Source organism: Mesorhizobium silamurunense (assembly GCF_014843825.1).
Lineage (GTDB): Bacteria > Pseudomonadota > Alphaproteobacteria > Rhizobiales > Rhizobiaceae > Mesorhizobium > Mesorhizobium silamurunense.
In genome coordinates this window covers 18,412-44,592 of record NZ_JHQR01000126.1, presented here as the reverse complement: position 1 = coordinate 44,592, position 26,181 = coordinate 18,412, and the positions used below count along the sequence as shown (strand labels likewise).

32 protein-coding genes and 1 pseudogene are annotated in these 26,181 nt (G+C 64.5%); 26 read left to right on the top strand and 7 right to left on the bottom strand.

What is annotated here, in order from left to right; genetic code table 11:
• The 3 genes and pseudogenes from DH10_RS14995 to DH10_RS14985 form a co-directional block, all read left to right on the top strand.
• Positions 1–369: pseudogene (locus tag DH10_RS14995) on the top strand (hypothetical protein); the annotation flags it as partial.
• 81 nt (positions 370–450) lie between these two features.
• Positions 451–1,062: a nucleoside triphosphate hydrolase gene (locus DH10_RS14990; protein ID WP_192253733.1), complete on the top strand. Its 612-nt coding sequence runs from the start codon at positions 451–453 to the stop codon at positions 1,060–1,062.
• Between the two features lie 95 nt (positions 1,063–1,157).
• Positions 1,158–1,481, top strand: a complete 324-nt coding sequence (locus DH10_RS14985) for a hypothetical protein (protein ID WP_192253731.1) — start codon at positions 1,158–1,160, stop codon at positions 1,479–1,481.
• A 6-nt stretch (positions 1,482–1,487) separates the two neighbouring features.
• Here the strand turns inward: DH10_RS14985 and DH10_RS14980 are convergent, their stop codons facing one another.
• From DH10_RS14980 to DH10_RS14970, 3 genes are all read right to left on the bottom strand, one after another.
• Positions 1,488–2,192 (bottom strand): glutathione S-transferase family protein, encoded by a 705-nt coding sequence (locus tag DH10_RS14980; protein ID WP_192253729.1) that lies wholly within the window; start codon positions 2,190–2,192, stop codon positions 1,488–1,490.
• A 254-nt stretch (positions 2,193–2,446) separates the two neighbouring features.
• The gene (locus tag DH10_RS14975; protein WP_192253727.1) at positions 2,447–3,655 is read right to left on the bottom strand and encodes a beta-ketoacyl-[acyl-carrier-protein] synthase family protein; all 1,209 of its coding nucleotides are present in this window, start codon (positions 3,653–3,655) and stop codon (positions 2,447–2,449) included.
• 4 nt (positions 3,656–3,659) lie between these two features.
• Positions 3,660–3,914, bottom strand: a complete 255-nt coding sequence (locus DH10_RS14970) for an acyl carrier protein (RefSeq protein WP_126086459.1) — start codon at positions 3,912–3,914, stop codon at positions 3,660–3,662.
• A 201-nt stretch (positions 3,915–4,115) separates the two neighbouring features.
• Between DH10_RS14970 and DH10_RS14965 the strand changes: the two genes are divergently transcribed.
• Genes DH10_RS14965 through DH10_RS14945 form a run of 5 tightly spaced genes read left to right on the top strand, consistent with a single transcriptional unit; the run spans position 4,116 to position 6,515 of the window.
• Positions 4,116–4,958: an urease accessory protein UreD gene (locus DH10_RS14965; RefSeq protein WP_210325220.1), complete on the top strand. Its 843-nt coding sequence runs from the start codon at positions 4,116–4,118 to the stop codon at positions 4,956–4,958.
• 36 nt (positions 4,959–4,994) lie between these two features.
• Positions 4,995–5,297 carry an urease subunit gamma gene (locus tag DH10_RS14960; protein WP_095805092.1) on the top strand — a complete coding sequence of 101 codons (303 nt, stop codon included), beginning with the start codon at positions 4,995–4,997 and terminating at the stop codon, positions 5,295–5,297.
• 25 nt (positions 5,298–5,322) lie between these two features.
• Positions 5,323–5,577 carry a DUF1272 domain-containing protein gene (locus DH10_RS14955; protein ID WP_192253725.1) on the top strand — a complete coding sequence of 85 codons (255 nt, stop codon included), beginning with the start codon at positions 5,323–5,325 and terminating at the stop codon, positions 5,575–5,577.
• A gap of 31 nt (positions 5,578–5,608) precedes the next feature.
• Entirely contained in the window at positions 5,609–6,202 is a 594-nt protein-coding gene (locus DH10_RS14950) for a HupE/UreJ family protein (RefSeq protein ID WP_192253723.1), read from the top strand.
• A 7-nt stretch (positions 6,203–6,209) separates the two neighbouring features.
• The gene (locus DH10_RS14945) at positions 6,210–6,515 is read left to right on the top strand and encodes an urease subunit beta (RefSeq protein WP_192253721.1); all 306 of its coding nucleotides are present in this window, start codon (positions 6,210–6,212) and stop codon (positions 6,513–6,515) included.
• Between the two features lie 20 nt (positions 6,516–6,535).
• On the opposite strand, the gene DH10_RS14940 is transcribed toward DH10_RS14945, so the two are convergent.
• On the bottom strand, positions 6,536–6,976 hold the full coding sequence (locus DH10_RS14940; protein ID WP_246811564.1) for a hypothetical protein: 441 nt from the start codon (positions 6,974–6,976) through the stop codon (positions 6,536–6,538).
• Positions 6,977–7,129: 153 nt separating this feature from the next.
• Positions 7,130–7,516 carry a hypothetical protein gene (locus DH10_RS14935; RefSeq protein WP_192253713.1) on the bottom strand — a complete coding sequence of 129 codons (387 nt, stop codon included), beginning with the start codon at positions 7,514–7,516 and terminating at the stop codon, positions 7,130–7,132.
• 182 nt (positions 7,517–7,698) lie between these two features.
• On the opposite strand from DH10_RS14935, the gene ureC reads away from it, so the two are divergent.
• The 8 genes from ureC (at position 7,699) to DH10_RS14895 (ending at position 13,889) form a co-directional block, all read left to right on the top strand.
• Positions 7,699–9,411 (top strand): urease subunit alpha, encoded by a 1,713-nt coding sequence (gene ureC, locus DH10_RS14930; protein ID WP_376774890.1) that lies wholly within the window; start codon positions 7,699–7,701, stop codon positions 9,409–9,411.
• Positions 9,412–9,500: 89 nt separating this feature from the next.
• Entirely contained in the window at positions 9,501–10,094 is a 594-nt protein-coding gene (locus DH10_RS14925) for a hypothetical protein (RefSeq protein WP_192253711.1), read from the top strand.
• A gap of 58 nt (positions 10,095–10,152) precedes the next feature.
• Entirely contained in the window at positions 10,153–10,758 is a 606-nt protein-coding gene (locus DH10_RS14920) for a glutathione S-transferase family protein (protein ID WP_192253709.1), read from the top strand.
• On the top strand, positions 10,755–11,312 hold the full coding sequence (locus DH10_RS14915; RefSeq protein ID WP_192253707.1) for an urease accessory protein UreE: 558 nt from the start codon (positions 10,755–10,757) through the stop codon (positions 11,310–11,312). Before DH10_RS14920 ends, DH10_RS14915 begins: the two co-directional genes overlap by 4 nt.
• Positions 11,254–11,976, top strand: coding sequence for an urease accessory protein UreF (locus tag DH10_RS14910; protein WP_192253705.1), 723 nt, complete (start codon positions 11,254–11,256; stop codon positions 11,974–11,976). The genes DH10_RS14915 and DH10_RS14910 overlap by 59 nt, the downstream gene beginning before the upstream one ends.
• Complete coding sequence (locus DH10_RS14905; RefSeq protein ID WP_192253703.1) at positions 11,973–12,413, top strand: DUF3995 domain-containing protein; 441 nt, start codon at positions 11,973–11,975, stop codon at positions 12,411–12,413. The genes DH10_RS14910 and DH10_RS14905 overlap by 4 nt, the downstream gene beginning before the upstream one ends.
• Complete coding sequence (gene ureG / locus DH10_RS14900) at positions 12,410–13,042, top strand: urease accessory protein UreG (RefSeq protein ID WP_192253701.1); 633 nt, start codon at positions 12,410–12,412, stop codon at positions 13,040–13,042. The genes DH10_RS14905 and ureG overlap by 4 nt, the downstream gene beginning before the upstream one ends.
• Before the next feature lie 82 nt (positions 13,043–13,124).
• Positions 13,125–13,889 carry a class II aldolase and adducin N-terminal domain-containing protein gene (locus DH10_RS14895; protein WP_192253699.1) on the top strand — a complete coding sequence of 255 codons (765 nt, stop codon included), beginning with the start codon at positions 13,125–13,127 and terminating at the stop codon, positions 13,887–13,889.
• 85 nt (positions 13,890–13,974) lie between these two features.
• Here DH10_RS14895 and DH10_RS14890 read toward each other — a convergent pair whose 3' ends face one another.
• Positions 13,975–14,607 (bottom strand): HAD family hydrolase, encoded by a 633-nt coding sequence (locus DH10_RS14890; RefSeq protein ID WP_192253697.1) that lies wholly within the window; start codon positions 14,605–14,607, stop codon positions 13,975–13,977.
• A 204-nt stretch (positions 14,608–14,811) separates the two neighbouring features.
• On the opposite strand from DH10_RS14890, the gene DH10_RS14885 reads away from it, so the two are divergent.
• Positions 14,812–15,771, top strand: coding sequence for a sugar-binding transcriptional regulator (locus DH10_RS14885; protein ID WP_192253695.1), 960 nt, complete (start codon positions 14,812–14,814; stop codon positions 15,769–15,771).
• A 40-nt stretch (positions 15,772–15,811) separates the two neighbouring features.
• On the opposite strand, the gene DH10_RS14880 is transcribed toward DH10_RS14885, so the two are convergent.
• Complete coding sequence (locus DH10_RS14880; protein WP_192253693.1) at positions 15,812–15,997, bottom strand: hypothetical protein; 186 nt, start codon at positions 15,995–15,997, stop codon at positions 15,812–15,814.
• A gap of 110 nt (positions 15,998–16,107) precedes the next feature.
• Here DH10_RS14880 and DH10_RS14875 point away from each other — a divergent pair, with 110 nt between their 5' ends.
• The 9 genes from DH10_RS14875 (at position 16,108) to DH10_RS14835 (ending at position 26,110) form a co-directional block, all read left to right on the top strand.
• Complete coding sequence (locus DH10_RS14875; protein ID WP_192253691.1) at positions 16,108–17,016, top strand: LysR substrate-binding domain-containing protein; 909 nt, start codon at positions 16,108–16,110, stop codon at positions 17,014–17,016.
• A 170-nt stretch (positions 17,017–17,186) separates the two neighbouring features.
• On the top strand, positions 17,187–18,497 hold the full coding sequence (locus DH10_RS14870) for an ABC transporter substrate-binding protein (RefSeq protein WP_192253689.1): 1,311 nt from the start codon (positions 17,187–17,189) through the stop codon (positions 18,495–18,497).
• 140 nt (positions 18,498–18,637) lie between these two features.
• The gene (locus DH10_RS14865) at positions 18,638–19,510 is read left to right on the top strand and encodes a carbohydrate ABC transporter permease (RefSeq protein WP_192253688.1); all 873 of its coding nucleotides are present in this window, start codon (positions 18,638–18,640) and stop codon (positions 19,508–19,510) included.
• Positions 19,511–19,521: 11 nt separating this feature from the next.
• Positions 19,522–20,346: a carbohydrate ABC transporter permease gene (locus DH10_RS14860; protein WP_192253686.1), complete on the top strand. Its 825-nt coding sequence runs from the start codon at positions 19,522–19,524 to the stop codon at positions 20,344–20,346.
• Positions 20,347–20,382: 36 nt separating this feature from the next.
• Positions 20,383–21,387, top strand: coding sequence for an ABC transporter ATP-binding protein (locus DH10_RS14855; RefSeq protein WP_192253684.1), 1,005 nt, complete (start codon positions 20,383–20,385; stop codon positions 21,385–21,387).
• Positions 21,384–22,154 (top strand): L-iditol 2-dehydrogenase, encoded by a 771-nt coding sequence (locus tag DH10_RS14850; RefSeq protein ID WP_192253682.1) that lies wholly within the window; start codon positions 21,384–21,386, stop codon positions 22,152–22,154. The genes DH10_RS14855 and DH10_RS14850 overlap by 4 nt, the downstream gene beginning before the upstream one ends.
• A gap of 190 nt (positions 22,155–22,344) precedes the next feature.
• A complete protein-coding gene (locus tag DH10_RS14845; protein ID WP_192253680.1) occupies positions 22,345–23,823 on the top strand; it encodes a mannitol dehydrogenase family protein in 1,479 nt (492 codons plus the stop codon).
• A gap of 20 nt (positions 23,824–23,843) precedes the next feature.
• Entirely contained in the window at positions 23,844–24,527 is a 684-nt protein-coding gene (locus DH10_RS14840; protein ID WP_192253678.1) for an HAD family hydrolase, read from the top strand.
• Positions 24,524–26,110, top strand: a complete 1,587-nt coding sequence (locus DH10_RS14835) for an FGGY-family carbohydrate kinase (protein WP_192253676.1) — start codon at positions 24,524–24,526, stop codon at positions 26,108–26,110. Before DH10_RS14840 ends, DH10_RS14835 begins: the two co-directional genes overlap by 4 nt.
• The last annotated feature ends 71 nt before the right edge of the window (positions 26,111–26,181 follow it).

Genomic DNA, 26,181 nt, shown 5'->3' with positions numbered 1-26,181 from the left:
AAGAACCCGGCCGAGCTGCCGGTCACCATGCTCTGGTTCAGCAATGGCGGGCGCGACTATGCGCCCTGGAGCGGCCGCCATGTCGGCGTGCTCGGCATCGAGGACGGCCGCGCCGCGGTCGGCCACGCCGCCTCGCTCGGCGACAACTGGCTGAAGCATGAAGGCGTGGCGACGGCCTTCGCCCTTGCGGAAGGGCGCAGCGTCTCCTTCCGCCATGTTATCGGCGCGGTTCCGTTCGCCGACGCCGAGCCGCCGGCCGACCTCGAATCGGCGCCCGACCGATTGCGCATCCTTGCCGCTGGCAAGACAGCGCGGGAGGTGCCGTTCGACCGAGAGTTCCTGCGCATCGGGCGTTCGGTTCCGGCCTGAGACCCGTCGGGCTAATCCGGGTTTGAAATTTTCGGCGGCTGCCGCCAAGATGCGGCCGGAGTCGCTAGCGAAGAGGCGCTGATGTCTGACTTGGCCCATATCACTGCCGAAATCTTCAAGCGCGCCGGCAAAGCCAAGCGTTTCGTCGTTGCCATTGCCGGCCCGCCGGGAGCCGGCAAGTCGACCATATCGGGCAGGTTGCACGAATTGCTGCCGGAAGGCACGTCCGAAGTCGTGCCTATGGACGGCTTCCACTATGACGACATCGTGCTCAACCGGCGCGGCCTGCGCGCGCGCAAGGGCGCGCCGGAAACCTTCGACTTCGCCGGCTTCGAGACGCTTTTGAAGCGCATCCGCTCCGGCGAGCCTGACATCGCCATTCCGGTCTTCGACCGCAGCATCGAACTGTCGCGCGCCGCGGCCGAGATCATTTCCGCCGACGCCAAGTTCATCCTGGTCGAAGGCAATTATCTGCTCCTCGACGAGGAGCCCTGGTCGCGGCTCGCGCCGCTGTTCGATTTCACTATCTTCGTCGACGTGCCGCGCAACGAGCTCGAGCGCCGCCTGATGGAGCGCTGGCGCGACCACGGCAAGTCCGACGAGGACGCCCGCGCCTGGATCGCCTCCAACGACATGCCCAACATCGAGCGCGTGCTGGCGCGCCGCAGGCAAGCCGATCTGGTGATTGGTTAACCCGCTCAATTTTCAGTATTTTTGGACGGGAACCTTAAGACTTACAGGTCGTTATGGCCGTACTCCCCAATTGTCCGGCGTAAGGGAACCGTCTGATGGCAACCAAGACCAGAAAACCCGCGCCCGCGAGAAGCAGGGCCAATCAATCCAGGACAACGCAATCGAGGGCCGGTGCCGGCCCTGCGGTCGCTGAGCGCTCCAAGGACGCCAAGCCGGCTTTCGGCAAGGCCGCGCCCAAGAAAGTGGTGCCCGGCGCATCGCACAAGACCGCCGCAAAAGCCGCGAAGCCACATAAGCCGACAGCGAAGTCCGGCCCGATTCGCACCGTCGCAAGCGTTGCGACGGGCGCGGTGGTGGCCACGGCTCGGCTTGCCGCTTCCATGCTCGGCCGGGGCCGCGCCAAAACCAGGACGAAATAGGCTCTCTCAACCCCTCGCCGGGATGGTCAGGCCCCTCTGCACGGCCGGCCGTGCAAGGCCCCGTTCCAGCCATGCCGCGACGGTCGGGAAATCGTCGAAGCCGACGAGGTCGCGCGCCTCGTAGAAGCCGATCAGGTTGCGCACCCAGCCGAGCGTCGCGACATCGGCGATGGTGAACGCATCATCCATGATCCATTGCCGGCCCGTGAGCCGCGTTTCCAAAACGCCGATCAGTCGCCGCGACTCGTCGCGATAGCGTTCCAGCGGCCGCTTGTCGGCGATCTCGCGCCCGGCGAATTTGTTGAAGAAGCCGACCTGGCCGAAGATCGGGCCGATCGCGGCCATCTGGAAGAACACCCATTGGATGGTCTCGTAGCGCCGGATCGGATCGGCCGGGATCAGCTTGCCGGTCTTGTCCGAGAGGTAAAGCAGGATGGCGCCGGATTCGAACAGCCCGATCGGCTTCCCGTCGGGACCGTTCGGGTCGATGATTGCCGGTATCTTGCCGTTCGGGTTGAGCGACAGGAATTCCGGCGTCCAGCTCTCATTCTTGCCGATGTCGACATAGTGCGGCTCGTAAGGCAGGCCGATCTCTTCCAGCGCGATCGATATCTTGACGCCGTTGGGCGTCGGGGAGGAATAGAGCTGCAGCCGGTCGGGGTGCTTGGCCGGCCAGCGCTTGGCGATCGGAAAGGCGGACAGGTTGGTCATCGGGGGCTCCGGATGCAGATCGGCGCCGGGCGGCGCGCGTGGCGGGTGGGCAAGAATTAGGATCCCGGCCCTTCGGGATCAATATGCCGGCAATCGGCCTGCCGTGCACGGACAGTCAACCAAGGCAGGGCTCTGGAGCAATTCCAGGAAAGGTGCGTAGCGGTTCCGTCCGGATTTGCGCGAAAAAAACTTAGAGGGGAGGCTAAACCCGCTCTAAGATGGAAGCGCTTTCCGGCGAATGGCAGGCGCGCGTATCAGATCGCCTTGAACGCCAGCACCGCATTGGTGCCGCCGAAAGCAAAACTGTTGCTCAGTGCTGCGCGCACCTTGCGCTCGCGCGCCACGTTAGGCGTCACGTCGAGGTCGCATTCGGGGTCGGGCTCGCGGAAATTGGCGGTCGGCGGCACGATGCCGTCGCGGATGGCCATGACGCAGGCGATCATCTCCAGCCCGCCCGATGCGCCGAGACAATGCGCATGCATCGACTTGGTCGAGGAAACCGACAGAGTGCCGACATGCTCGCCGAAGACGCGCTTGATCGCTGCGGTCTCGATCTGGTCGTTGGCCTTGGTGCCGGTGCCATGCGCGTTGAGATAGTCGACATCCTCGGGATTGAGCCCGGCATCCACCAGGCAGAAGCGCATCGCCGCTTCCGGTCCCTCGACTGTCGGCGCGACGATGTCGGAGGCGTCGGCCGACAGGCCTGCGCCGGCGATCTCGGCCAGGATGGTGGCGCCGCGCGCCATGGCGTGGTCGTAGCTTTCCAGCACCGCCATGCCGGCGCCTTCGCCTAGCGACAGGCCCTGGCGGTCGGCCGAGAACGGCCTGCATGTGTCGGGCGAAAGCACCCTCAGCGCTTCCCAGCCCTTGAGCACGCCCCAGACCAGCGGCGCTTCGGTGCCGCCGGCGACCATGACGTCGGCACGGCCGAGCCTGATCTGGTCGACGGCGCCAGCGATGGCATGGTTGGCCGACGAGCAGGCCGAGGTGACGCCGAACACCGGACCGCGCAGCCCGAGATTCATGCTGACCTGGCCGGCGGCGGCTCCCGGCATCACCTTCGGCACGGTGAAGATGGCGGCGCGGTTGCGCCCTTCGATCAGGATCGCGCGGTAGTTCTCCTCGATCGTCTCGAAGCCGGCGACGCCGACGCCGACAATGGCGCCCATCCGGTAGGTGTTGTCGGCATGCGCGGTCAATCCGGACTGTTGCATCGCCTCCCGCGCCGCGATCACCGCCAGCAGGCTGAAACGGTCCATCGACACCACTTGCTTGCGGTCGATGCCGTGATCGGGCAACGCCTTGATTTCGCTGCCGACCTTAACCTTCAGGTCATGCAGCGAAGGGTTGTCGATCGGGCCGATTGCCGAGCGGCCGGCGCGCATGGCGTCCCAGATCGCCGGCACATCGTTGCCGAGCCCGCATATTCCACCAATGCCGGTGATGACGACGCGCTTGAGCATGCAATCAGGCTTTTTTCGCGATCAGCTCGCGAACCGCCTCGACCATGTCGCCGACGTTCTTGAGGTTGCTCCAGGCGTCGACCGTGTTCATCTCGATCTCGATGCCATACTTCTCCTCGAGATCGAAGATGATCTCGGTCAGTTCCAGCGAATGGATCCCCAGCGTGTTGAGATCGGTGCTGGCGGTGATTTCCTCGCCGCCGGGCTCGGCATGGGCTTTGATCTTTTCGATGATTTCGGTCGTCAGCTGGTCAGCCATTCGGTTCCTTCCCCTGTCGTTTTCCGACGCCAACTGATCAGCGCCCCTTCGTCCCTGGAGTCACTAACGTCGTCGCCCCTACCTCGCCAGGCATCGCGTGACCGCTCCAAGGTGGCTCCCTCTATAGAAACCGAAACGATGTCAAGCAACAAGCTATATATCGACAAAGCCGCCGGAGTGCTTAACGTTGGCGCCGTGGACATGATCGACGATACTCCGCTTGCCGCCCAACGTGTTGCCGGGCGAGGCAGGCTTTTCTGCGGCAAAAGCGGCGGCCGGACCCGCCTTCAACGTCTCTACCAGGACGGTTCGGCCAAGATTCGCATGCCGGCGGTGCAAGGCGACCCGCTCGAGGCGGTGCTCATCAACACGGCCGGCGGATTGACCGGCGGCGATCGGCTCGGCTGGGCGATCGAAGTCGGCGAGGGCGCCTCGGCCTCGATCACCACCCAGGCCTGCGAGAAGGTCTATCGCGCGGCATCCGATCGCGCCGAGACGACGGTCAGCCTCGATGTCGGCGCCGGCGGTCGGATCGCCTGGCTGCCGCAGGAAACGATCGTTTTCGACCGGGCGGCCTTTGCAAGGACGCTCGATGTGAAGCTTGCGGGCAGCGCCGAAGCGCTGCTGTTGGAGGCGACCTTGTTTGGCCGGCTGGCGATGGGCGAACAGACGATCCAGGGCAATTTCCACGATCGCTGGCGGGTCTATCAGGACGGCAGGCTCATCCATGCCGAGGATTTTCGCATCGGGCCGGATATCGCAGCCAGGCTCCGGCGTCGGGCGGTTGCCGGTGGCGCGCGCGCAATTGCAACGATGCTTCTTGTCTCCCCGCGTGCGGAAACCCTGCTGGAGCCGGCGCGCGCGATCATCGGCGACCCCATCATCGGTGGCTGGGGTGGCGCCAGTTTCTGGAGCGTCGGGCAATCTGGCAAGCTTCTTGCGAGGCTCACCGCCGGCGACGGCTACCATCTCCGCAAGCGGCTGGTTCCTCTCGTCGAACTGCTCAACGGGCGGGCGGGCCTGCCCAAATTATGGTCACTCTGATCTCGAATACGTTGATGTTGAATACCGGGAAGACGCATGAATCTGACGCCGCGTGAAAAGGACAAGCTGCTCATCGCCATGGCGGCAATCGTGGCGCGCAAGCGGCTGGAGCGCGGCGTCAAGCTCAACCACCCCGAGGCGATCGCGCTGATCACCGATTTCGTCGTCGAGGGCGCTCGCGACGGCCGCCCGGTGGCGGAACTGATGGAGGCCGGCGCCCATGTCGTCACCCGCGCCCAGGTCATGGACGGCATTGCCGAGATGATCCACGACGTCCAGGTCGAGGCGACGTTTCCCGACGGCACCAAGCTGGTGACCGTGCACGAACCGATCCGGTGAGGCCCATAAGGCGAAGGGAGGACCGATGCTGGAACTCAGGCCCAATTGCGAATGCTGCGACAGGGATCTGCCGCCGGAGGCGACGGATGCGCTGATCTGCACCTTCGAATGCACCTTCTGCGCCAGTTGCGCGGAGAATGTCCTCGGCGGCGTGTGCCCGAACTGCGGCGGCAATTTTGCGCCGCGGCCGATCCGCCCCGCGGCGATGCTGAAGAAATATCCGGCCTCGACCAAGCGTGTGCTCAAGGCCGAGGGCTGCGGCCCCCGCAAGGCCGCCTGACCTGGCAACGTTCAGAAGGAAAGACCCGCCCATGATCTCCGTATCGACAAAACGCGCCACGCTCGCCGCGATCCTCTTCCTGGCAGCCGCTATGCCGGCTTACGCCCATGTCGGCATCGGCGCGACTTCTTCCTTCGCCACCGGTTTCGCGCATCCGCTGTCCGGCCTCGACCATATGGCGGTGATGATCGCGGTCGGTCTGTGGGCGGCGATGAAGGGCGGCCGGGCGGTGTTGGCGTGGCCGCTCGCCTTTGTCGGCGTGATGCTGGTCGGCGGCGCGCTCGGTATGCTGCATGTGCCGGTGCCCTTCGTCGAGCCGGGTATCCTCGCCTCGGTCGTGGCGCTCGGATTGCTGGTCGCGCTGGCGGTCGACCTGCGGGTCTCGGCGGGTGTGGCCATCATCGGCGTGTTCGCACTGTTCCACGGCCATGCGCATGGCACCGAAGTGCCGGAGAATGCCGGCGGCCTCGAATATATGGCGGGTTTCGCCGTCGCGACGGTGCTTCTTCATGCCATCGGCATCGCGGCCGCGCTCCGCCTTGGGCACCGCTTCCGCGCCTTGGCGCGTGTTGCCGGCGCCGCCTGCGCGGCGGTCGGCGTCGGCCTTGCCTTCGGCGTGCTGTGAGGCCGCGATGATCCCGGGCGAAGTCATCACGGCAAAGGGCGACATCGAGCTGAACAAGGACCTGCCGACGGTGACGCTCAAGGTCGCCAACAGCGGCGACCGTCCGATCCAGGTCGGCAGCCACTATCATTTCTTCGAGACCAACGAAGGACTGAAATTCGACCGCGAACGCGCCCGCGGCATGCGCCTCGACATCGCCGCCGGCACGGCCATGCGCTTCGAGCCGGGCCAGGAACGCGATGTCACGCTGGTGCCGCTCGGCGGCAAGCGCGAGGTTTATGGATTTCAGCAGAAGGTGATGGGCAAGCTGTGAGGTCCGGCGGCGCGCTCAAATCACTTCGGAGGCTTGGCGGCCGCATAGATGACGATCTTGCCGGGATTGTCGAACTCGACGGCGAGCACGTCCTCGGCGAGCACGCGTCTCGAATCGATGGCGTTGAAGAGCAGCGCGTTCGCCTCGATTTCCTGGCGCAGTTCCGCGACGTCGTCCTGATGCTGCTTCACCTTGTTCTCGATCGCAGGCGGCGGGCCGCCCTCGCTGCGCGCGGCATCCGTCAGGAAGACAATGTCCACGGTGTCGAGCTTGGTCGTCTTGCGCACCGTGCCGATGTTATCGCGCGTGCGGTCTATTGCCGAGATGACTTTGCCGGCCTCCGTCTTCGACAGCGCCTCCTCCTCCCGAATATTCGAATCGACGATCGTCGAAGCCGGCTTGTTGCTGTCCAGAGGCTGCGCCGGGAACGCTGGGGCGGCGGCCACGAGAAGCATGGCCATGGCAAATCCGGTTCCGAGGCATGGGGCGCTCGTCATCGCTCGCTCCTGATTGAACTTGTGGCGGGGCGAAAAAGGCGAAACGAGTCTTGTCGACAGGAGGTTCCCTTGGGGATGCTGCTGACGGGCCTGCAATCGGCCCGTCAGCATAGATATTCAGCTCGCCTTCTTGGTGATCAGGGTCAGCGCGCCATTTGGCTGCAGGCTGGCGGCGATGACTTGCGCCGAACTTATCCCCTTGGCTTCGAGCGCGGACTTCACTTTGGGCGTCGCGTCGATCGATTTGCGCAAAGTCTGCAGGCCGGCGTCGCCGCGCTGCGCCACGATCTGGTTGACCTGCGTCTGCGTGTCCTTGGGCAGCTCCGTGATGTCGACGATGTTGACGCTCTCGATCGTCGGCGGCTTGGGCGTCTGGCCCTGGGGCGCGGCGGGAGCAGGTGCGGCCGGCGCCGGGCTTGGTTGGGGCGCGGGTTGCTGCTGGGCGCTGGCCGCGCCCGCCAGCGCCAAGCTGGCAGCGGCCGCGAAAAGTATCGTCTTGCGCATGGATATTCCTTCCATCGGTTTGGCAAACGGTCGTTTTGGGCTGACTCGCCCACCTCAACCGCCAAATGGGATCGGAAAGTGTCTCCGAGCGGGTCATTGCGTGACCATTGGATGGCGACAATGTGCGCCCCACGCCCAATTAACTTTACTTTCGGCAACCTCACTTTCGGGAGCAATCGCTGATGGCCAGATTAACCCGCGCCGCCTATGCGCAGATGTACGGCCCGACCGTTGGCGACAAGGTGCGGCTTGCCGACACCGAGCTCTTCATCGAGGTCGAGAAGGATTTCACCGTCCATGGCGAGGAGGTGAAATTCGGCGGTGGCAAGGTCATTCGCGACGGCATGGGTCAGAGCCAGGTCGCGCGGGCTGAGGGCGCCGTGGACACTGCTATCACCAACGCGCTGGTCGTCGATGCGCTGGCGGGCATCATCAAGGCCGATATCGGCCTGAAGGACGGCCGCATCGCGGCAATAGGCAAGGCCGGCAATCCGGACACGCAGGATGGCGTCACCATCATCATCGGCCCCGGCACGGAGATCATCGCCGGCGAAGGCAAGATCGTGACCGCCGGCGGCTTCGACGCGCATATCCACTTCATCTGTCCGCAGCAGATCGAGGAAGCGCTGATGAGCGGCATCACCACCATGCTCGGCGGCGGCACCGGTCCGGCGCATGGCACCTTGGCCACCACCTGCACGCCGGGCCCCTGGCACATGGCGCGCATGATCCAGTCCTTCGACGCCTTCCCGATGAACATCGGCCTGTCCGGCAAGGGCAATGCTTCGCGGCCGGCGGCGCTGGAGGAAATGGTGCTCGCCGGCGCCTGCTCGCTGAAGCTGCACGAGGACTGGGGCACGACGCCGGCCGCCATCGACTGCTGCCTGTCGGTCGCCGACGCCTATGACGTCCAGGTGATGATCCACACCGACACGCTGAACGAGTCAGGGTTCGTCGAGAACACGGTCGCGGCAATCAAGGGCCGCACCATCCACGCCTTCCACACCGAAGGCGCCGGCGGCGGCCATGCGCCCGACATCATCAAGGTCTGCGGCCTGCCCAACGTCATCCCGTCCTCGACCAATCCGACGAGGCCCTACACCGTCAACACGCTGGCCGAGCATCTCGACATGCTGATGGTCTGCCATCATCTGTCGCCGTCGATCCCCGAGGATATCGCCTTTGCCGAAAGCCGTATCCGCAAGGAGACGATCGCGGCCGAGGACATCCTGCACGACATCGGCGCCTTTTCGATCATCTCCTCAGACAGTCAGGCCATGGGCCGGGTCGGCGAGGTCGCGATCCGCTGCTGGCAGACCGCCGACAAGATGAAGCGCCAGCGCGGCGCATTGCCTGAGGAAGCCGGCGACAACGATAATTTCCGCGTCCGCCGCTACATCGCCAAATACACCATCAACCCGGCCATCGCGCACGGCTTGTCGAAAGAGATCGGTTCCATCACGGTCGGCAAACGCGCCGATCTCGTGCTGTGGAACCCGGCCTTTTTCGGCGTTAAGCCGGAGATGGTGCTGGTCGGCGGCACCATCGCCGCGGCGCCGATGGGCGATCCCAATGCCTCGATCCCGACGCCGCAGCCGATGCACTACCGGCCGATGTTCGGCGCCTACGGCAAGGCGCTGACAAACTCCTCGGTGACGTTCGTCTCGAGGGCCGCCTTCGATGCCGGCCTGCAGGGCAGTCTGGGCGTGGAGAAGGCCATGGTCGCGGTCGAGAACACGCGCGGCGGCATCGGCAAGCATTCGATGGTGCTCAACGACGCCACGCCGCATGTCGAGGTCGACCCTGAAACCTATGAGGTCCGCGCCGACGGCGAGCTACTGACCTGCGAGCCGGCGACGGTGCTGCCGATGGCGCAGCGGTATTTTCTGTTTTGACGTAGCGTTTCCGGTGAACGGGCAAATTCCGTTGCGGCTGGATGGTGGACCTTGCACTATGCGGTTGAGCAACTGCATAGCGGACAACCATGGCTACCGAAATCGCCTCGCCCCACGACATCTTTCCGCATATCCGCATCGTCATGGGCATGGTGATCGGCCTCGGCGTCACCCGCCTGCTGTCCGGCGTCGCCCGCCTCGTCCAGCATCCCGGCCAGTACAAGCTCTATCCCGTGCATCTCGCCTGGGTCGGCTCGGTGCTTCTGATGCTGGTGCATTTCTGGTGGTGGGAGTTCGGGCTCTACGCCATCCAGTCTTGGACCTTCGGCAAGTACCTTTTCATCATCTTCTACGCCATCACGCTCTTCCTGATGTGCGCGCTGCTGTTTCCGGATTCGATGCTCGATTACACCAGCTACGAGGACTACTTCTACTCGCGTCGCGCCTGGTTCTTCGGCCTGCTTGGTGCCACCTATCTGCTCGACGTCATCGACACGCTGCTCAAAGGCCCGGAACATTTCGCCCGCTTTGGCAACGAATATCTGTTCCGCACGCCGGTCTTCGTGGCGCTTTGCCTGGTAGCGATCCTGGTGCGCGATCGCCGCTTCCACATTGCCTTCGTCGCGGCCGCCCTGGTCTACCAGATATCCTTCATCCTGCGGCTCTTCGACACCATCGTCTGAGCGCCATTGGGCTTAACGTGGCGATGGGCTAGGGTCCGGTAAAAGACAGGGTTCAACCATGTACAAGGCCGTCGGATCGCGAGGTTCCCGGGTCAGCCGCGTGCTCTGGATGCTCGAGGAGCTCGGGCAGCCCTATGAGTTCGTCGAGGTCAAGTTGCGCTCGCCGGAAGCTTACGCGCTGAACCCTTCGGGCAAGGTGCCGATCCTGATCGACGGCGATTTGACGGTCACGGATTCGGCGGCGATCTGCGTTTATCTGGCGGACAAGCATGCCGATAAAGGCATGGGCGCCAATCCCGGCCTTGCCGGCCGCGCCGAGATGGATTCCTGGATGCATTTCGCCCAAAGCGAGCTCGAAGCGCCGCTGTGGAACAAGCTCCGCCACCGCTTCCTGCTGCCCAAGGAAATGCGCGTCGATGTCGGCCCTGCCGCGGCTTACGATTTCGCGTCGGAACTCAAGGCACTGGATCGCCGCCTGGGCGACAAGCCCTTCGCGCTGGGCGAGCGGTTCTCGGCCGTCGACGTGCTGCTCGGCGATATGGGCGGTTGGGCGCGCGCCGGCAGGTTTCCGATGGAATCCGAACGGGTCAATGCCTATTTCGACCGTATTTTGGCGCGCCCCGCCCGCGCAAGGGCGCAAGCCAATGGGGGATCCATGAAATGAAGCTCAACATCACCACTGATTTCACCAAATTTCCCCGCGCCGTTTCGGTGCTCCCAGCCGGTAAGGCGGGAGCGGCCGCGCCCTACGACAAGGCTGTGTTGCCGCATGACGAGCGGCATCTGCGCCGCCGCGTCGTCGAAACCGCCGGCGGCGACAAGGTGCTGGTCGATCTGCCCGAGCCGGTGGCTTTGAACAATGGCGACCGGCTGGTGCTGGAGGACGGCCGCCAGCTCGAGATCGTCGCGGCGCCGGAAGAGGTCTACGACATCCGCGCCCGCGACGCAGTGCATCTCACCGAGCTTGCCTGGCATATCGGCAACCGTCATCTCGCGGCGGCGATCGAGGCGGATCGCATCCTCATCCTGCGCGACCATGTCATCAAGGCGATGCTGGAAGGGCTCGGCGCCACCGTGAGCGAGGTTTTGCTGCCGTTCAGTCCGGTGCGCGGCGCCTATTCCGGCCATGGGCATGGTCATGATCATCACGCACTTGATCATGGTCACGATCACGACCATCATCACCATGATCATGGTCACCACCATCACCATGATTGAGCAGCCTTCCGGCATCGCCCTGTTGCGGCTGATGGCCTGGCTGTCGCCGTCCTTTCCAGTCGGCGGCTTCTCCTATAGCCATGGCCTGGAACGCGCCGTGCATGACGGGCTTGTTGCCGACCGCCAGGATCTCGCTGCCTGGCTGGAAACGCTGGTCGAGATGGGCTCCGGCTGGAACGATGCGGTGCTGTTTGCCGAAAGCTGGCGCCGCGCGCATGACGGCGGTGATCTCCACGAAGTTGCCGCGCTTGCCGAAGCGCTCGCCGGCTCGCAGGAACGGCACCTCGAAACCATGCTGCAGGGCGCGGCCTTCCTCAAGGCGGCGTCCGCCTGGCCGTGTCCCGCGTTGGACCGCTTGCCTGCCGATTGCGCCTATTGCGTTGCCGTCGGGGCGGTTGCCGGCAGCCACGGCATCGGCCTTGCGGATGCGCTGTCCGCCTTCCTGCAAGCATTCTTCTCCAATCTCGTGCAGGCCGCGATCAGGCTTGGCGTTGTCGGACAGACCGATGCCGTCGAATTGTTAGCCGGCTTCGAGGCTTTGACCATCACCACGGCCGCCCGTGCCGCGAAGTCCTCACTGGATGATCTCGGCGGCTCGACTTTCATGTCCGACATCATGGCGATGAAGCACGAAACGCAGTATTCGCGGCTGTTTCGCTCATGACCATTCTCGCCTTCCTCCTCTCCTTCGTCCTGCTCCTGATCACCACGCTGCATGTCTATTGGGGCATAGGCGGCATCTGGCCCGGCACCGATTCGGCATCCTGCGCGCGTGCCGTCGTCGGCTTCCACGGTGTCGATGAAATGCCCTCGGCCTTTGCGAGCTTCGCCGTGGCCGCGTGCCTGGCGCTCGCCACGCTGTGGCCGTTGGCGCTCGCAGGCGTCTTCGCTGCGCCTTTCCCGAAAGAAGGGCTCGCAGCCACCGCGCTGCTCATCGGCCTCGTCTTCCTCGGCCGCGGTATCGCCGGCTTCACGCCCTGGTGGCGCCGGCTGACCCCGGAGCAGCCTTTCGCGCGGTTGGACCAGCGCCTCTATTCGCCGCTCTGCCTGCTGATCGGGCTGGGCTTCGCAGTCCTCGCCATCACGGAGTTTCCGGCATGACACAAGCCAACGGTCCCCTGCGTATCGGCATCGGCGGTCCCGTCGGTTCCGGCAAGACGACGCTCACCGAAAAGCTCTGCAAGGCGCTGCGCGACCAGTTTTCGATCGCCGTTGTCACCAACGACATCTACACCAAGGAAGACGCCATGATGCTGGCCCGCCTGCAGGCGCTACCGGAGGAGCGCATCGTCGGCGTCGAGACCGGCGGCTGCCCGCACACCGCCATCCGCGAGGACGCTTCGATCAATTTGCGGGCGATCGCCGAGCTGAACAAGAAATTCCCCGACCTCGACATCGTCTTCATCGAGTCCGGCGGTGACAATCTTGCCGCCACCTTCTCGCCGGATCTTGCCGACCTCACGCTTTACGTGATTTCGGTCTGCCAGGGCGAGGAAATCCCGAGAAAGGGCGGCCCGGCCATCACCCGCTCGGATTTCCTGATCATCAACAAGAGCGACCTTGCGCCCTATGTGAACGTCAACCTCGACGTCATGGAAGCGGACGCGGCCCGCATGCGCGGCAAGCGGCCCTTCGGCTTCACCGACCTGTCGCGCGGCAAGGGCCTGCAGGAGGTGATCAGCTTCATCGTCGAGCAGGGCGGGCTGCAGACGGCGCGGCCCGCAGCCTGACGCGGAGGAGCCTGACCTACCAGTTTGCGGTTGCTGGCCATGGCTCCGCGCGGCATTCTTCGGAAAACCCGGAGGATTATCCATGAGCGTTGCGCGCCTGAAGGAACCGCTGACCAACCTGCCCTACTACGAGGAGCGCGTGGATCTCGCCGCTGCCTTCCGCTGGACGGCGCGGCTCAACATGCATGAGGCGGTGGCCAACCACTTTTCGCTGTCGGTCAACGAGGACGGCACGAAATTCCTGATGAACCCCAACCAGGTGCACTTCTCGCGCATCAAGGCGAGCGACCTGCTTCTGATCGACGCCAACGATCCCGACACGCTGTCCGGCCCCAACGCGCCCGACCCGACCGCCTGGGGCCTGCACGGCGCCATCCACCGCAACGTGCCGCATGCGCGCTGTGCCATGCATGTGCATTCGATCCATGCCACCGTGCTTGCCTCGCTGGCCGACTCGACGCTGCCGCCGATCGACCAGAACTCGGCCATGTTCTTCAACCGCCATGTCGTCGACGCGCACTATGGCGGGCTCGCCTTCGAGGAGGAGGGCGAGCGCTGCTCGAAACTGCTCGTCGATCCCAAGGTCAAGGTGATGGTCATGGGCAATCACGGCGTGATGGTCATCGGCGACACGGTCGCCGACACCTTCAACCGCATGTACTATTTCGAGCGTGCCGCCGAGACCTACATCAAGGCGCTGTGGACCGGCCGGCCGCTGCGCACGCTCTCCGACGAGATCGCGGAAAAGACGGCAAGCGAGATGGACGACTATCCCGGCCAGGCCGAGCGCCATCTTTCCGAGCTGAAGGCGATCCTCGACGAGGAAGAGCCGGTCTACCGGAACTGACATCAAACTTCTTCCTTCTCCCCGTTCACGGGGAGAAGGTGCCGGTAGGCGGATGAGGGGCAGCGCCAACGCCCGGAAAGTTTGTTCAGAGCCCCAACTGCGCCCGCAGCTCATCGGCGCTGTTGATCACGATAGCGCCGGGCGGTCCTTCCATCGGCGCTTCCGGCCAGAAGATCGTCTTCATGCCCGCGGCCAGTCCGGCCATGGCGCCGGTGCGGCTGTCGTCGACCGCGACCGCGTGGGCCGGATCGACGCCGGCGAGATAGGCGGCGCGCAGGAAGGGTTCCGCATGCGGCTTGCCTTGGCGCACGTCGTTGCGGCTCACCGTGTGCATGCCGGGATAGACGAGACCGACCGCGCCGAGATTGGCGTCGACGATCAGCCGGTCGGAATTGGACACCACCGCCTGCTCGACCCCCAGCGCCCGCAATTCGTTGAACACCTCGATCGCGCCCGGGCGCGGCCTCAGCGTCTCGGCCATCGGCAGGTAGTGGTCGTATTTGCGCACGATCCAGTCGTCGAAGGGCAGGGCGAGGCCGAACTGGTCGCGCAGCATCTCGTAGACCGGCCATGCCGCGACGCCAAGCACCCGTTCGTGGAGGTCGGTCGGCGGCGCTATGCCCACACTGCGCAACGCGGCCACAAGTGCTGCCTCATGCAGCGGCTCGCTGTCGACGAGCGTTCCGTCCATATCCCAGAAAACCGCTTTCGGCGTCATGCAAGGCTCCTTTTGCCGATCCCCTTAATCGGTTTCCCGGCCGAGATAAACCGTCCGTCCGGCAAATGGTCGATGCAAGGGCGAATTGGTCCGTTCGTGGTTGCTGCACGCCGCAAGCAATTGCCCTTTCAATTGACAATTGCGCATAACCGCTTTCGCTGTAATCTAGAGCGCCCGCCAAAGCGCGGGCTGGGGAGGCAGGATGTGAACTCGCGACAGGAAACCGGCAGCACCAGGTTGGACGACGCCGCGCGCGCCGGCTGGCTCTACTATGTTGCCGGCAACACGCAAGATCAGATCGCCGCCAAGCTCGGCATTTCCAGGCAGACGGCGCAGCGGCTCGTGTCGCTGGCGATGTCGGAGGGCCTGATCAAGGTCCGCGTCGATCATCCGATCGCCAATTGCCTCGACCTTGCCGCGCGGCTGAAGTCGCGCTTCGCGCTCGACCTGGTGGAAGTTGTGCCGAGCGACCCGACCTCGTCCTCGACGACGACCGGTGTTGCCGAGGCGGCCGCGGCCGAGATCGAACGGCGGCTGCGTTCGGCGACCCCCATCGTCATGGCGATCGGCACCGGGCGCACGCTGAAGGCGGCGATCGAGCAGCTGCCGCCGATGGAGTGCCCGCAGCACAAGGTCGTGTCCTTGACCGGCAATATCTCGCCCGACGGCTCGGCCGCCTTCTACAACGTCATCTTCACCATGGCCGACCGCGTCAAGGCGCGGTCCTTCCCGATGCCGCTGCCGGTCATCGCCTCCTCGCCGGAAGAGCGCGACATGCTGCTCAGCCAGCCGATGATCCAGCCGACGCTGGCGCTTGCCGCGGAGGCCGACGTCACCTTCGTCGGCATCGGCGATCTCGGCCCGAAGGCGCCGCTTTACGAGGACGGCTTCATTTCGGAAGGGGAGCTCAAGGCTCTGCAGAAGGCCGGCGGCGTCGCCGAGATCGTCGGCTGGGTGTTCGACCGCGAGGGCCGCATGATCGAAGGCATCACCAACGACCGCGTGTCGTCCGCCGCCTTGCCGTCGCGCGAGAAATCGCTGGTCATCGCGCTGGCCATGGGCGAGCGCAAGCTGCCGGGCATCCTCGCCGCCGTGAACCGGCGGCTGGTCAACGGCCTCATCACCGATGAGCGGACGGCCGAAGCCCTGCTTGCCGGCGCATGATCTGAGCCGAGCAATTCACGCGACCGATAAAAGGAGCCGGCTATTGCGAGCGGCCGCGCGGATCGTTACCGTCGAGAAATCCCATGTCGCGCTGAAGGTGTTCCGACAATTCCCGCACATCGATAAAGCCGCGCTTGCGGCTGGCGAACAATGAAAATTCACGCGCCAGCAGCGAAATCCAACTGCGTGCCGGGGTCGAAACGATTTTTTCCTGCATCGTGGTCATGATCGTCAGCCTTCGCCATGCTTGAACTGGATTGATCGTCGACCCCAAATATCGGGTTGGCAGCTTCACGCTTCCAATTAAACCTCGATCATGACCCATAAGGAGGTTTTATGCCCGATCTGAGCTCCCCGCAGCTCGCGCCGCTACCGCCACTGCAGGCGATCCGGGTGTTCGAAGCCGTGGCCCGGCATCTCTCCTTCACCAGGGCAGCGCAGGAACTCGGCATGACCCAGGCCGCCGCCAGCTACCAGATCAAGCTGCTCGAGGAGCGCATCGGCGCGCCGTTGTTCCTGCGCCGTCCCAAGCAGATCGAACTGACCGAGCCCGGCCGGCGCCTGGCGCCCGCCGTCAGCGAGGCCTTTGCCATTCTGGGTCAGGCCTACGCCGCCGCGCGTGGCGGCGCCGACGGCTTGCTGTGCGTAACCACCGTGCTGACCTTTGCCTCGAACTGGCTGGCGCAGCATCTGGGCTCCTTCCAGCTTGCTCATCCAGCACTTGCCGTGCGGCTCGATACGTCGAGCCGCCTGACCGATTTCGCGCGCGAGGATGTCGATCTCGCCATCCGCTCTGGCGGCGGCAAATGGCCGGGCCTGGAGGCACACAAACTGCTCGACGCCGATTTCACACCGATGCTGAGCCCGAAGCTTGCGGCGAGCATTGGCGGCGTCAAGGAGCCGGCGGATCTTTTGCGATTGCCGATCCTTGATCCTGGCGATGTCTGGTGGGCGCAATGGTTCGAGGCCGCCGGTGTCGCTGGGCACGACCTCGCCAAGCGGCCGGGCTCCAGCATGGGCGCGCAGGCCTACGAGGCGAACGCCGCCATGGCCGGCCACGGCGTGGCGATCCTGACCAGGGCGCTGTTCAAGAACGAGCTTGCCGACGGCAGGCTGATCCAGCCCTTCGATCTCGTCGGCGATGACGGCCATGCCTACTGGCTGGTCTATCCCACGGCCCGGCGCAACGTGCCGAAGATACGTGCCTTCCGCGACTGGATCCTCGCCGAGATCGCCTGCCAGTAACCGGACGAGACAACCAACCTCCGAGCCGGATCTTCGCCGCGCTGCCCTGCCGGGCGCGGTATCGTTTTGTGCTGCGCTGCAGCATCGATTCCGGCTTGACATAATTCACATTTAGTGAGTAATTGCCCACAGCCAAGGCAAATGCTCATCTTGGTTTTAGGGAGGAATTGATGAAACTTCGCACGCTCACCCTGGGCCTGTTGTCGGCCAGCGCCCTTGCGCTCGCCGCGCATGCCGAATCCATCACCATCGCCACGGTCAACAATGGCGACATGGTCCGCATGCAGAAGCTGACGGACGACTTCACCAAGGCTAACCCCGACATCCAGCTCAACTGGGTCACGCTTGAAGAGAACGTGCTGCGCGAGCGCGTCACCACCGACATCGCCACCAAGGGCGGCCAGTACGACGTGATGACCATCGGCACCTACGAGGTCCCGATCTGGGCCAAGCAGAGCTGGCTCTTGCCGCTCGACAAGCTCGGCGACGATTACGACGTCAAGGACATCATCCCGGCCATCGCCGGCGGTCTCTCGGTCGACGGCAAGCTCTATGCCGCGCCCTTCTACGGCGAAAGCTCCTTCGTCATGTACCGCAAGGATCTGATGGAGAAGGCCGGCCTCAAGATGCCCGATGCGCCGACCTGGGACTTCATCAAGCAGGCCGCCGACAAGATGACCGACCGCGCCAATGGCGTGAACGGCGTGTGCCTGCGCGGCAAGGCCGGCTGGGGCGAGAACATGGCCTTCCTCACCGCCATGTCGAACTCCTTCGGCGCCCGCTGGTTCGACGAGAACTGGAAGCCGCAGTTCGATCAGCCGGAATGGAAGAACACACTGCAGTTCTATGTCGACCTGATGAAGGCCGACGGTCCGGAAGGCGCTTCGTCCAACGGCTTCAACGAGAACCTGGCGCTGTTTCAGCAGGGCAAGTGCGGCATGTGGATCGACGCCACCGTCGCCGCTTCCTTCGTCTCGGACCCGAAGGCCTCGAAGGTCGCCGACAAGGTCGGCTATGCGTTGGCGCCGGACACCGGCCTCGGCAAGCGCGGCAACTGGCTGTGGGCCTGGTCGCTCGCTGTCCCCGCCGGCACCAAGAAGGCGGACGCCGCCGAGAAGTTCGTGTCCTGGGCCACCAGCAAGCACTATGCTGAACTGGTCGCCTCGAAGGAAGGCTGGGCCAACGTTCCGCCCGGAACGCGCACCTCGCTCTACAACAATCCGGAGTACCAGAAGGCAGCGCCCTTCGCAAAGATGACGCTGGACTCCATCAACGCTGCCGACCCGACGCATCCGACCGTCAAGCCGGTGCCCTATGTCGGCGTGCAGTTTGTGGCCATTCCTGAATTCCAGGGCCTCGGCACCACCGTCGGCCAGCTCTTCTCCGCCGCTCTTGCCGGCCAGTCGAGCGTCGACGACGCGCTGAAGCAGGCCCAGGACGCCGCCACCGCGGCGATGACGGAAGGCGGCTACATCAAGTAAGGCTCCTCCCGGTGCCGAACGCCGGAAGCGCATCATGACCGGCATTGGCCGCCCGAAACCCAGTTCGGGCGGCCACCTTCACAATCAGGAAAATTGTGGCACGACTCTAAGATCCGGCTGACATTTGGAGGGTGACCATCATGGCTACTCAGCAAACCCGTTCGCTCGCCCGTTTCATGATGGCGCCGTCGGTGATCCTGCTGTTCATTTGGATGATCGTGCCGCTGGCCTTCACCCTGTGGTTCTCGTTCCAGCAGTACAATCCGCTGAACCCGATCCGCGACGGCTTCGTCGGCTTCTCCAACTACGCGCTGTTCTATTCCAACCCGGCCTTCCTGCAGTCGATCCTCAACACGCTCGCCATCGTGGTCAGCGTGCTGGTCATCACCGTGATCGGCGGCATCCTCTTGGCCATGCTTCTCGACCAGCCGATCTGGGGTCAGGGGATCGTTCGCATCCTCGTCATCTCGCCCTTCTTCGTCATGCCGCCGGTGGCAGCGCTTGTCTGGAAGAACATGATCATGCACCCGCAATACGGCGTCTTCGCCGATATTGCCCGCTTCTTCGGTGTCAATCCCATTGACTGGTTCGGCCAGCATCCGCTGACCGCGGTCATCCTCATTGTCGCCTGGCAGTGGCTGCCCTTCGCGACGCTGATCCTGCTCACCTCCCTGCAGTCGCTTGACGGCGAGCAGAAGGAGGCGGCCGAGATGGACGGCGCCGGCTTCCTCAGCCGCTTCATCTACCTGACGCTGCCGCACATGTCGCGCGCCATCACCGTCGTCATCCTGATCCAGACGATCTTCCTGCTCTCGGTCTATGCCGAAATCCTGGTCACCACCAATGGCGGCCCCGGCTACGCCTCCACCAACCTGCCCTTCCTCGTCTACCAGAAGGCGCTTTTGGAATTCAAAATCGGCCAGGCGTCCGCCGGCGGCATCATCGCCGTCATTCTCGCCAACATCGTTGCCTTCTTCGTCATGCGCGCCGTCGGCAAGAACCTGGACAAGTAAGGGAGGATAAGATGGCACGCGCAGTCACCACACAGCACAAGACGATCGCCACGGCCGCGGCCTGGATCGTCGCCCTGCTGATCTTCTTCCCGATCCTCTACACGATCATCACCTCCTTCAAGTCGGAGCAGGAGGCGATCCAGGGCTTCGCTCTGATCCCGTCGGGCACCACCGAAAGCTATTCGGAAGTGCAGGCGCAGAGCGGCTATTTCAAGTTCTTCCTGAACTCGGTGATCCTGTCGGTGGGCTCGACCGTTCTGGCGCTGCTGATCGCGGTACCGGCGGCATGGTCGATGGCCTTCTCGCCGACCAAGCGGACCAAGGACATCCTGATGTGGATGCTCTCCACCAAGATGATGCCGGCCGTCGCGGTGCTGTTCCCAATCTACCTGATCTTCCGCGACACCGGCCTGCTCGACAGCCGCATCGGCCTGACGGTGATGCTGATGCTGATCAACCTGCCGATCGTGGTCTGGATGCTCTACACCTATTTCCGCGAGATCCCGGGTGAGATCCTCGAAGCGGCGCGCATGGACGGCGCCTCGCTGTGGAACGAGATCATCTATGTGCTGACGCCGATGGCGGTCCCGGGCATCGCCTCGACCATGCTCTTGAACATCATCCTGGCCTGGAACGAGGCGTTCTGGACGATCCGTCTGACCACCACCGACGCAGCGCCGCTGACGGCCTTCATCAGTTCCTTCTCCAGCCCGCAAGGTTTGTTCTGGGCCAAGCTCTCGGCGGCCTCGACGCTGGCGATCGCGCCGATCCTGATCATGGGCTGGTTCAGCCAGAAGCAGCTGGTGCGCGGCCTGACCTTTGGCGCCGTGAAATAAGCGCCGGAAGCGGCGGACGAAATCCGGGAGGAAACCATGGGAAACATCACACTCAAGAACGTCTCCAAGTCCTTCGGGTCGACGACGATCATTCCGAACATCGACCTCAATATCGAGGACGGCGAGTTCGTCGTGTTCGTCGGCCCGTCGGGTTGCGGCAAGTCCACGCTGCTCAGGCTGATCGCGGGTCTCGAGGATACCAGCGGCGGCACCATCAGCATCGATGGCCGCGACGTCACCCGCGAGGCGCCGGCCAAGCGCAAGCTCGCCATGGTCTTCCAGTCCTACGCGCTCTACCCGCATATGACGGTCGCCAAGAACATCGCCTTCCCGCTGAAGATGGCGGGCGAGGACCAGGCGACCATTGACAAGAAGGTGAAGGACGCGGCGCGTATCTTGAACCTCACCAACTATCTCGAGCGTCGTCCCGGCCAGCTCTCGGGCGGGCAGCGCCAGCGCGTCGCCATCGGCCGCGCCATCGTGCGCCAGCCTTCGGCCTTCCTGTTCGACGAGCCGCTGTCGAACCTCGACGCAGCCCTTCGCGGCACCATGCGGCTGGAGATCAGCGAGCTGCATCATCAGCTGAAGACGACGATGGTCTACGTCACCCACGACCAGGTCGAGGCCATGACCATGGCCGACAAGATCGTCGTGCTCAACGCCGGCAACATCGAGCAGGTCGGCTCGCCGATGGAGCTCTACAAGACACCGAAAAACCTGTTCGTAGCCGGCTTCATCGGCTCGCCTAAGATGAACCTCATCGAGGGCGCGCCGGCTGCCAAATATGGTGCCAAGACCATCGGCATCCGGCCCGAGCATATCAACATCTCGACCACGGCCGGCGACTGGAAGGCGACGGTGGGCGTTGCCGAGCATCTCGGCTCCGACACCTTCCTGCATGTCCAGACGGACGGCATCGGCACGGTCAATGTGCGCGCCGACGGCGAGGTCGCCGTGAAGCACGGCGACACCGTCTATCTGACGCCCGACAAGTCCAAGCTCCATCGCTTCGGCGCCGACGGCAAGGCGCTGGCACAGTGAGGCTCAAAGGCAAATCGGCGCTGATCACCGGATCGGCGCGCGGCATCGGCAGGGCCTTCGCCGAAGCCTATGTGCGCGAAGGTGCCACGGTGGCGATCGCCGATATCAACCTCGAAGCGGCGGAAGCCACCGCGAAGGCGATCGGTCCGGCCGCCCATGCGGTCCGGCTCGATGTCACCGATCGGGCCTCGATCGAGGCAGCGGTTAAGGCGGTCGAGGCCAAGGCCGGCGGCCTCGACATTCTGATCAACAACGCGGCCCTGTTCGACCTGGCGCCGATCGTCGAGATCAGCCGGGCGAGCTATGACAGGCTCTTCTCCGTCAATGTCGCCGGCACATTGTTCATGCTGCAGGCGGCTGCCCGCTCGATGATTGCGCGTGGCAAGGGCGGCAGGATCATCAATATGGCGAGCCAGGCCGGGCGCCGCGGCGAGGCGCTGGTCGCGGTCTACTGCGCCACCAAGGCCGCCGTCATCTCCCTCACCCAGTCGGCGGGGCTCGACCTGATCAAGCATCGCATCAACGTCAACGCCATCGCGCCGGGTGTCGTCGACGGCGAGCATTGGGACCACGTCGATTCGCTGTTTGCCAAATATGAGAACCGGCCGAAGGGCGAGAAGAAACGCCTGGTCGGCGAAAGCGTGCCTTACGGCCGCATGGGCAGGGCGGAGGATCTGACCGGCATGGCGGTTTTCCTCGCCAGCGACGAGGCCGAGTACATTGTCGCCCAGACCTACAACGTCGATGGCGGCCAATGGATGAGTTGAAGCGGATGAGTTGAGGGGGAAGGCGCGTCTCCCTTCCTCCGGGGAGGACGCGTCGCGGGGCAGGTGAGGGGCAGCTTACTGGCAAACCGGATGCCGCCCCTCACCGCTCGCCCCAAGCGGGTGAATTGGGCGTGGATCGGTGAATTGGGCGTGGATCGTTGGGCTGCATATCGGCCAAAGGGTAAGCAAGATGACCGTGAAACTCTCTTCCTCGAACCTCGCAAAGCTTCCTTCGAAGGTTTCCGGTCCGAAATACGATCGCGCCGCGCTGAAGGCCGGCATCGTACATTTCGGCGTCGGCAACTTCCATCGCTCGCACCAGGCAGTCTATCTCGACGACCTGTTCAATTCCGGCCTCGGCCACGACTGGGCGCTGATCGGCGCCGGCGTGTTCGAGGGGGAGAAGGCCGGCCGCGCCATGCTCGAGGCGCAGGACTGGCTGACCACCGTAGTCGAGCAGGACCAGGGCCATATGAGCGCCCGCGTCACCGGTGCCATGATCGATTTCCTGACGCCCGGCGATGCGGCCGCGATCATCGAGCGGCTCGCCGACCCGGCGATCAAGATCGTGTCGCTGACCATCACCGAAGGCGGCTATTTCATCGACCCGGCCTCGGGCAAGTTCAACCCGGCCCACCCGGATATTGTGGCCGATGCTCAGCCGGGCGCCGCGCCGAATACCGTCTTCGGCATCATCCTTGCCGGGCTGGTGCGCCGGCGCGCCGACGGCATCGTGCCCTTCACCGTCATGTCCTGCGACAACATCCCCCACAACGGCCACGTCACCTCCGACGGCGTTATCGGCCTTGCCCGGCTGATCGACGAGAATCTGGCCGACTGGGTGAGGGACAACGTCGCCTTCCCGAACGGCATGGTCGACCGCATCACGCCGGCCACCACCGACCGCGAGCGCGGCATCCTGGCGAATGATTTCGGGCTGGAGGACAACTGGCCGGTCTTCTGCGAGCCGTTCAAGCAATGGGTGCTGGAGGACCATTTCACCGCCGGCCGGCCGCCGCTTGAAAATGCCGGCGTGCAGTTCGTCAGGGATGTCTCGCCTTATGAGCTGATGAAGATCCGCATCCTCAATGGCGGCCATGCGACCATCGCCTATCCGGCCGGCTTGATGGACATCCATTTCGTCCATGAGGCCATGCAAGAGCCGCTGGTGCGCAGCTTCCTCGCCAAGCTTGAACGGGACGAGATCATCCCGACTGTGCCGCCGGTGCCGGACACGGTGTTGGAGGACTACTACCAGCTCATCGAGCGTCGCTTTTCCAATCCGAAGATCGGCGACACCATTCGCAGGCTCTGCCTCGACGGCTCCAACCGGCAGCCGAAATTCATCATCCCGACCATTGCCGACCGGCTGAAGGCGGGCAAGAGCGTCGCGGGGCTGGCGCTGGAATCGGCGCTCTGGTGCCGCTACTGCTTCGGCACCACCGACAGCGGCGCCGTCATCGAGCCCAACGATCCGAACTGGGACCGGATGCAGGCGACCGCCAAGGCGGCGAAGAACGCGCCCGGCGCCTGGCTTGCCATGGACGACATCTATGGCGATGTCGGCCGCTCGTCCGTTTTCGCGCAAGCCTTTGCCCATGCGCTCGATGTGCTCTGGGCAAACGGCGCGCGCGAAACCTTGACGCGCTATCTCGCTGGCAAGCTCTGAAGGCACCGGAAGCCGATTGGATGACGCCCGAACTGGTCATCTTCGACTGTGACGGCGTGCTGGTCGATAGCGAGGCGCTCTCGGTCTCTGCGCTGCTCGGCATGATCGAGCTCGCCGGCGGCACAGTCAGCGAAGATGCCGCCTACGAGCACTTCCTCGGCAAGAGCATGAAGAGCGTGCGCGAGATTCTCGGCCGCGATTTCGGGCTGGAGATCAGCGATCAGCATCTCACCGCCATGCGCGTCGACCTGATGCGCAAGTTCCGCGAGGAGTTGAAGCCGATCCCCGGCATCAAGGAGATCCTGCCAAGGCTTGGCCTGCCCTATTGCGTCGCCTCTTCCGGCACGCTGGAGCGCATCCGCTACGCGCTCGACGTCACCGGCCTGCTGGGCTTGCTGGAGCCGCATCTGTTCAGCGCAGCCATGGTGACGCGCGGCAAACCCGCGCCGGACCTGTTCCTCCATGCCGCCGACATCATGCGCGCCAAACCGCGCAAATGCCTGGTCATCGAGGACAGCCCCGCCGGCATCGCCGCGGCGCGGGCGGCGGGCATGCGCGTCTTTGCCTTCACCGGCGGATCGCATGCCGACAACCCGGCGCTCAAGGCGCGGCTTGCGTCGACCGAACCGGACTTTATATTCGCTGACATGCTGCAATTGCCCGATCTGATTGCAGGCCTGGGAGCGAGAGTAAAAGCATCTTGACGACAAGTTTCGTTTGCGCGGTCGATGTCGGCACCGGGAGCGCCCGCGCGGGCATTCTCGACTCGCATGGCAATCTGCTCGGTCGCGCCGAACGGCCGATCGCCATGCAGCAGCCCAGGCCCGATCACGCCGAGCACGATTCGGAAAATATCTGGTCGGCCGTCTGTGCCGCCGTGCGTGCCGCGCGCGAGAAAGCCGGCGCCGCCGCCACGGATATCGTCGGCATCTCTTTCGACGCCACCTGCTCGCTTGTAGTGCGAAACAGGCAGGGTGGCCAGCTCAGTATCTCCGTTACCGGCGAAAAGCGGTGGGACACCATCGTCTGGCTCGATCACCGCGCCATCGCCGAAGCCGACGAATGCACGAGAAGCGGACATGCCGTGCTCGACTATATCGGTGGCGTGATGTCGCCGGAGATGGAAACGCCAAAGCTGATGTGGCTGAAGCGCAACCTGCCGGGGACATGGAACGAAGCCGGCTATCTGTTCGATCTCGCCGATTTCCTAACCTGGAAGGCGACCGGCTCGCTCGCCCGCTCGCAATGCACGCTGACCGCCAAATGGACCTATCTGGCGCATGAAAAGACGGGCTGGCGGCGCGATTTCTTCGAGCTCGTCGGCCTCGGCGACCTCTTCGAGCACGGCAATCTCCCAGAAAAAGCGAGCCCAGTCGGCGCCGATATCGGCCCGCTGACCACGCAAGCGGCTGCTGATCTGGGCCTGACTGAGAAATGTCGCGTCGGGGCCGGGGTCATCGACGCCTATGCCGGCGCGCTCGGTGTTCTGGGCGGCTTTGCCGGCGATGAGACGGACATCAGCCGGCACCTGGCGCTGATAGCCGGCACCTCGTCCTGCGTCATGGCGATGTCCCGGGATCCGCAGCCTTTCGCCGGCGTCTGGGGCCCTTACTATGGCGCTGCACTGCCGAAGCTATGGCTGTCGGAAGGCGGCCAGTCGGCGACCGGCGCGCTGCTCGACCACATCATCCGCTGGCATGGCGCCGGCGGCGAGCCGGATGCCGCGATGCATGCCAGGATCGCCAGGCGCGTCGCCGAACTGCGCGCCGCGGAGGGCGATGCGCTGGCGGCGCGGCTGCATGTGCTGCCCGATTTCCACGGCAACCGCTCGCCGCTCGCCGACCCGCATGCGGTCGGTGTGGTCAGCGGGCTGACGCTCGATTCCTCCTTCGACAGCCTGTGCAAGCTCTATTGGCGCACCGCCGTCGGCATCGCGCTTGGCGTGCGCCATGTGCTGGAGGCGCTCAACGAGAACGGCTATCTGATCGACACGCTGCATGTCACAGGCGGCCACACCAAGAACCCGCTTTTGATGGAGCTCTATGCCGACGCCACCGGCTGCACGGTCATCGAGCCGCTGGCCGACGAGGCGGTGCTGCTCGGCACCGGCATGGTGGCCGCGACAGCCGCCGGGCTTTACCCCGATCTGAACACGGCCTGCGTGGCCATGCAGCAGGGCGGCAAGACGCGAGCCTCGAACCCGGCCGCCGGCGCCCGCTTTGACCACGACTATCGCGTCTTCCTCGAGATGCACCGGCAGCGGCGGGCGCTCGACGCGATCGCCTGACGTCCCGGCCACTGGATCAATGACTGGCCGTTCCTCCTCCCTTGCCAACATGTCGCATTTCGTTCAATAGA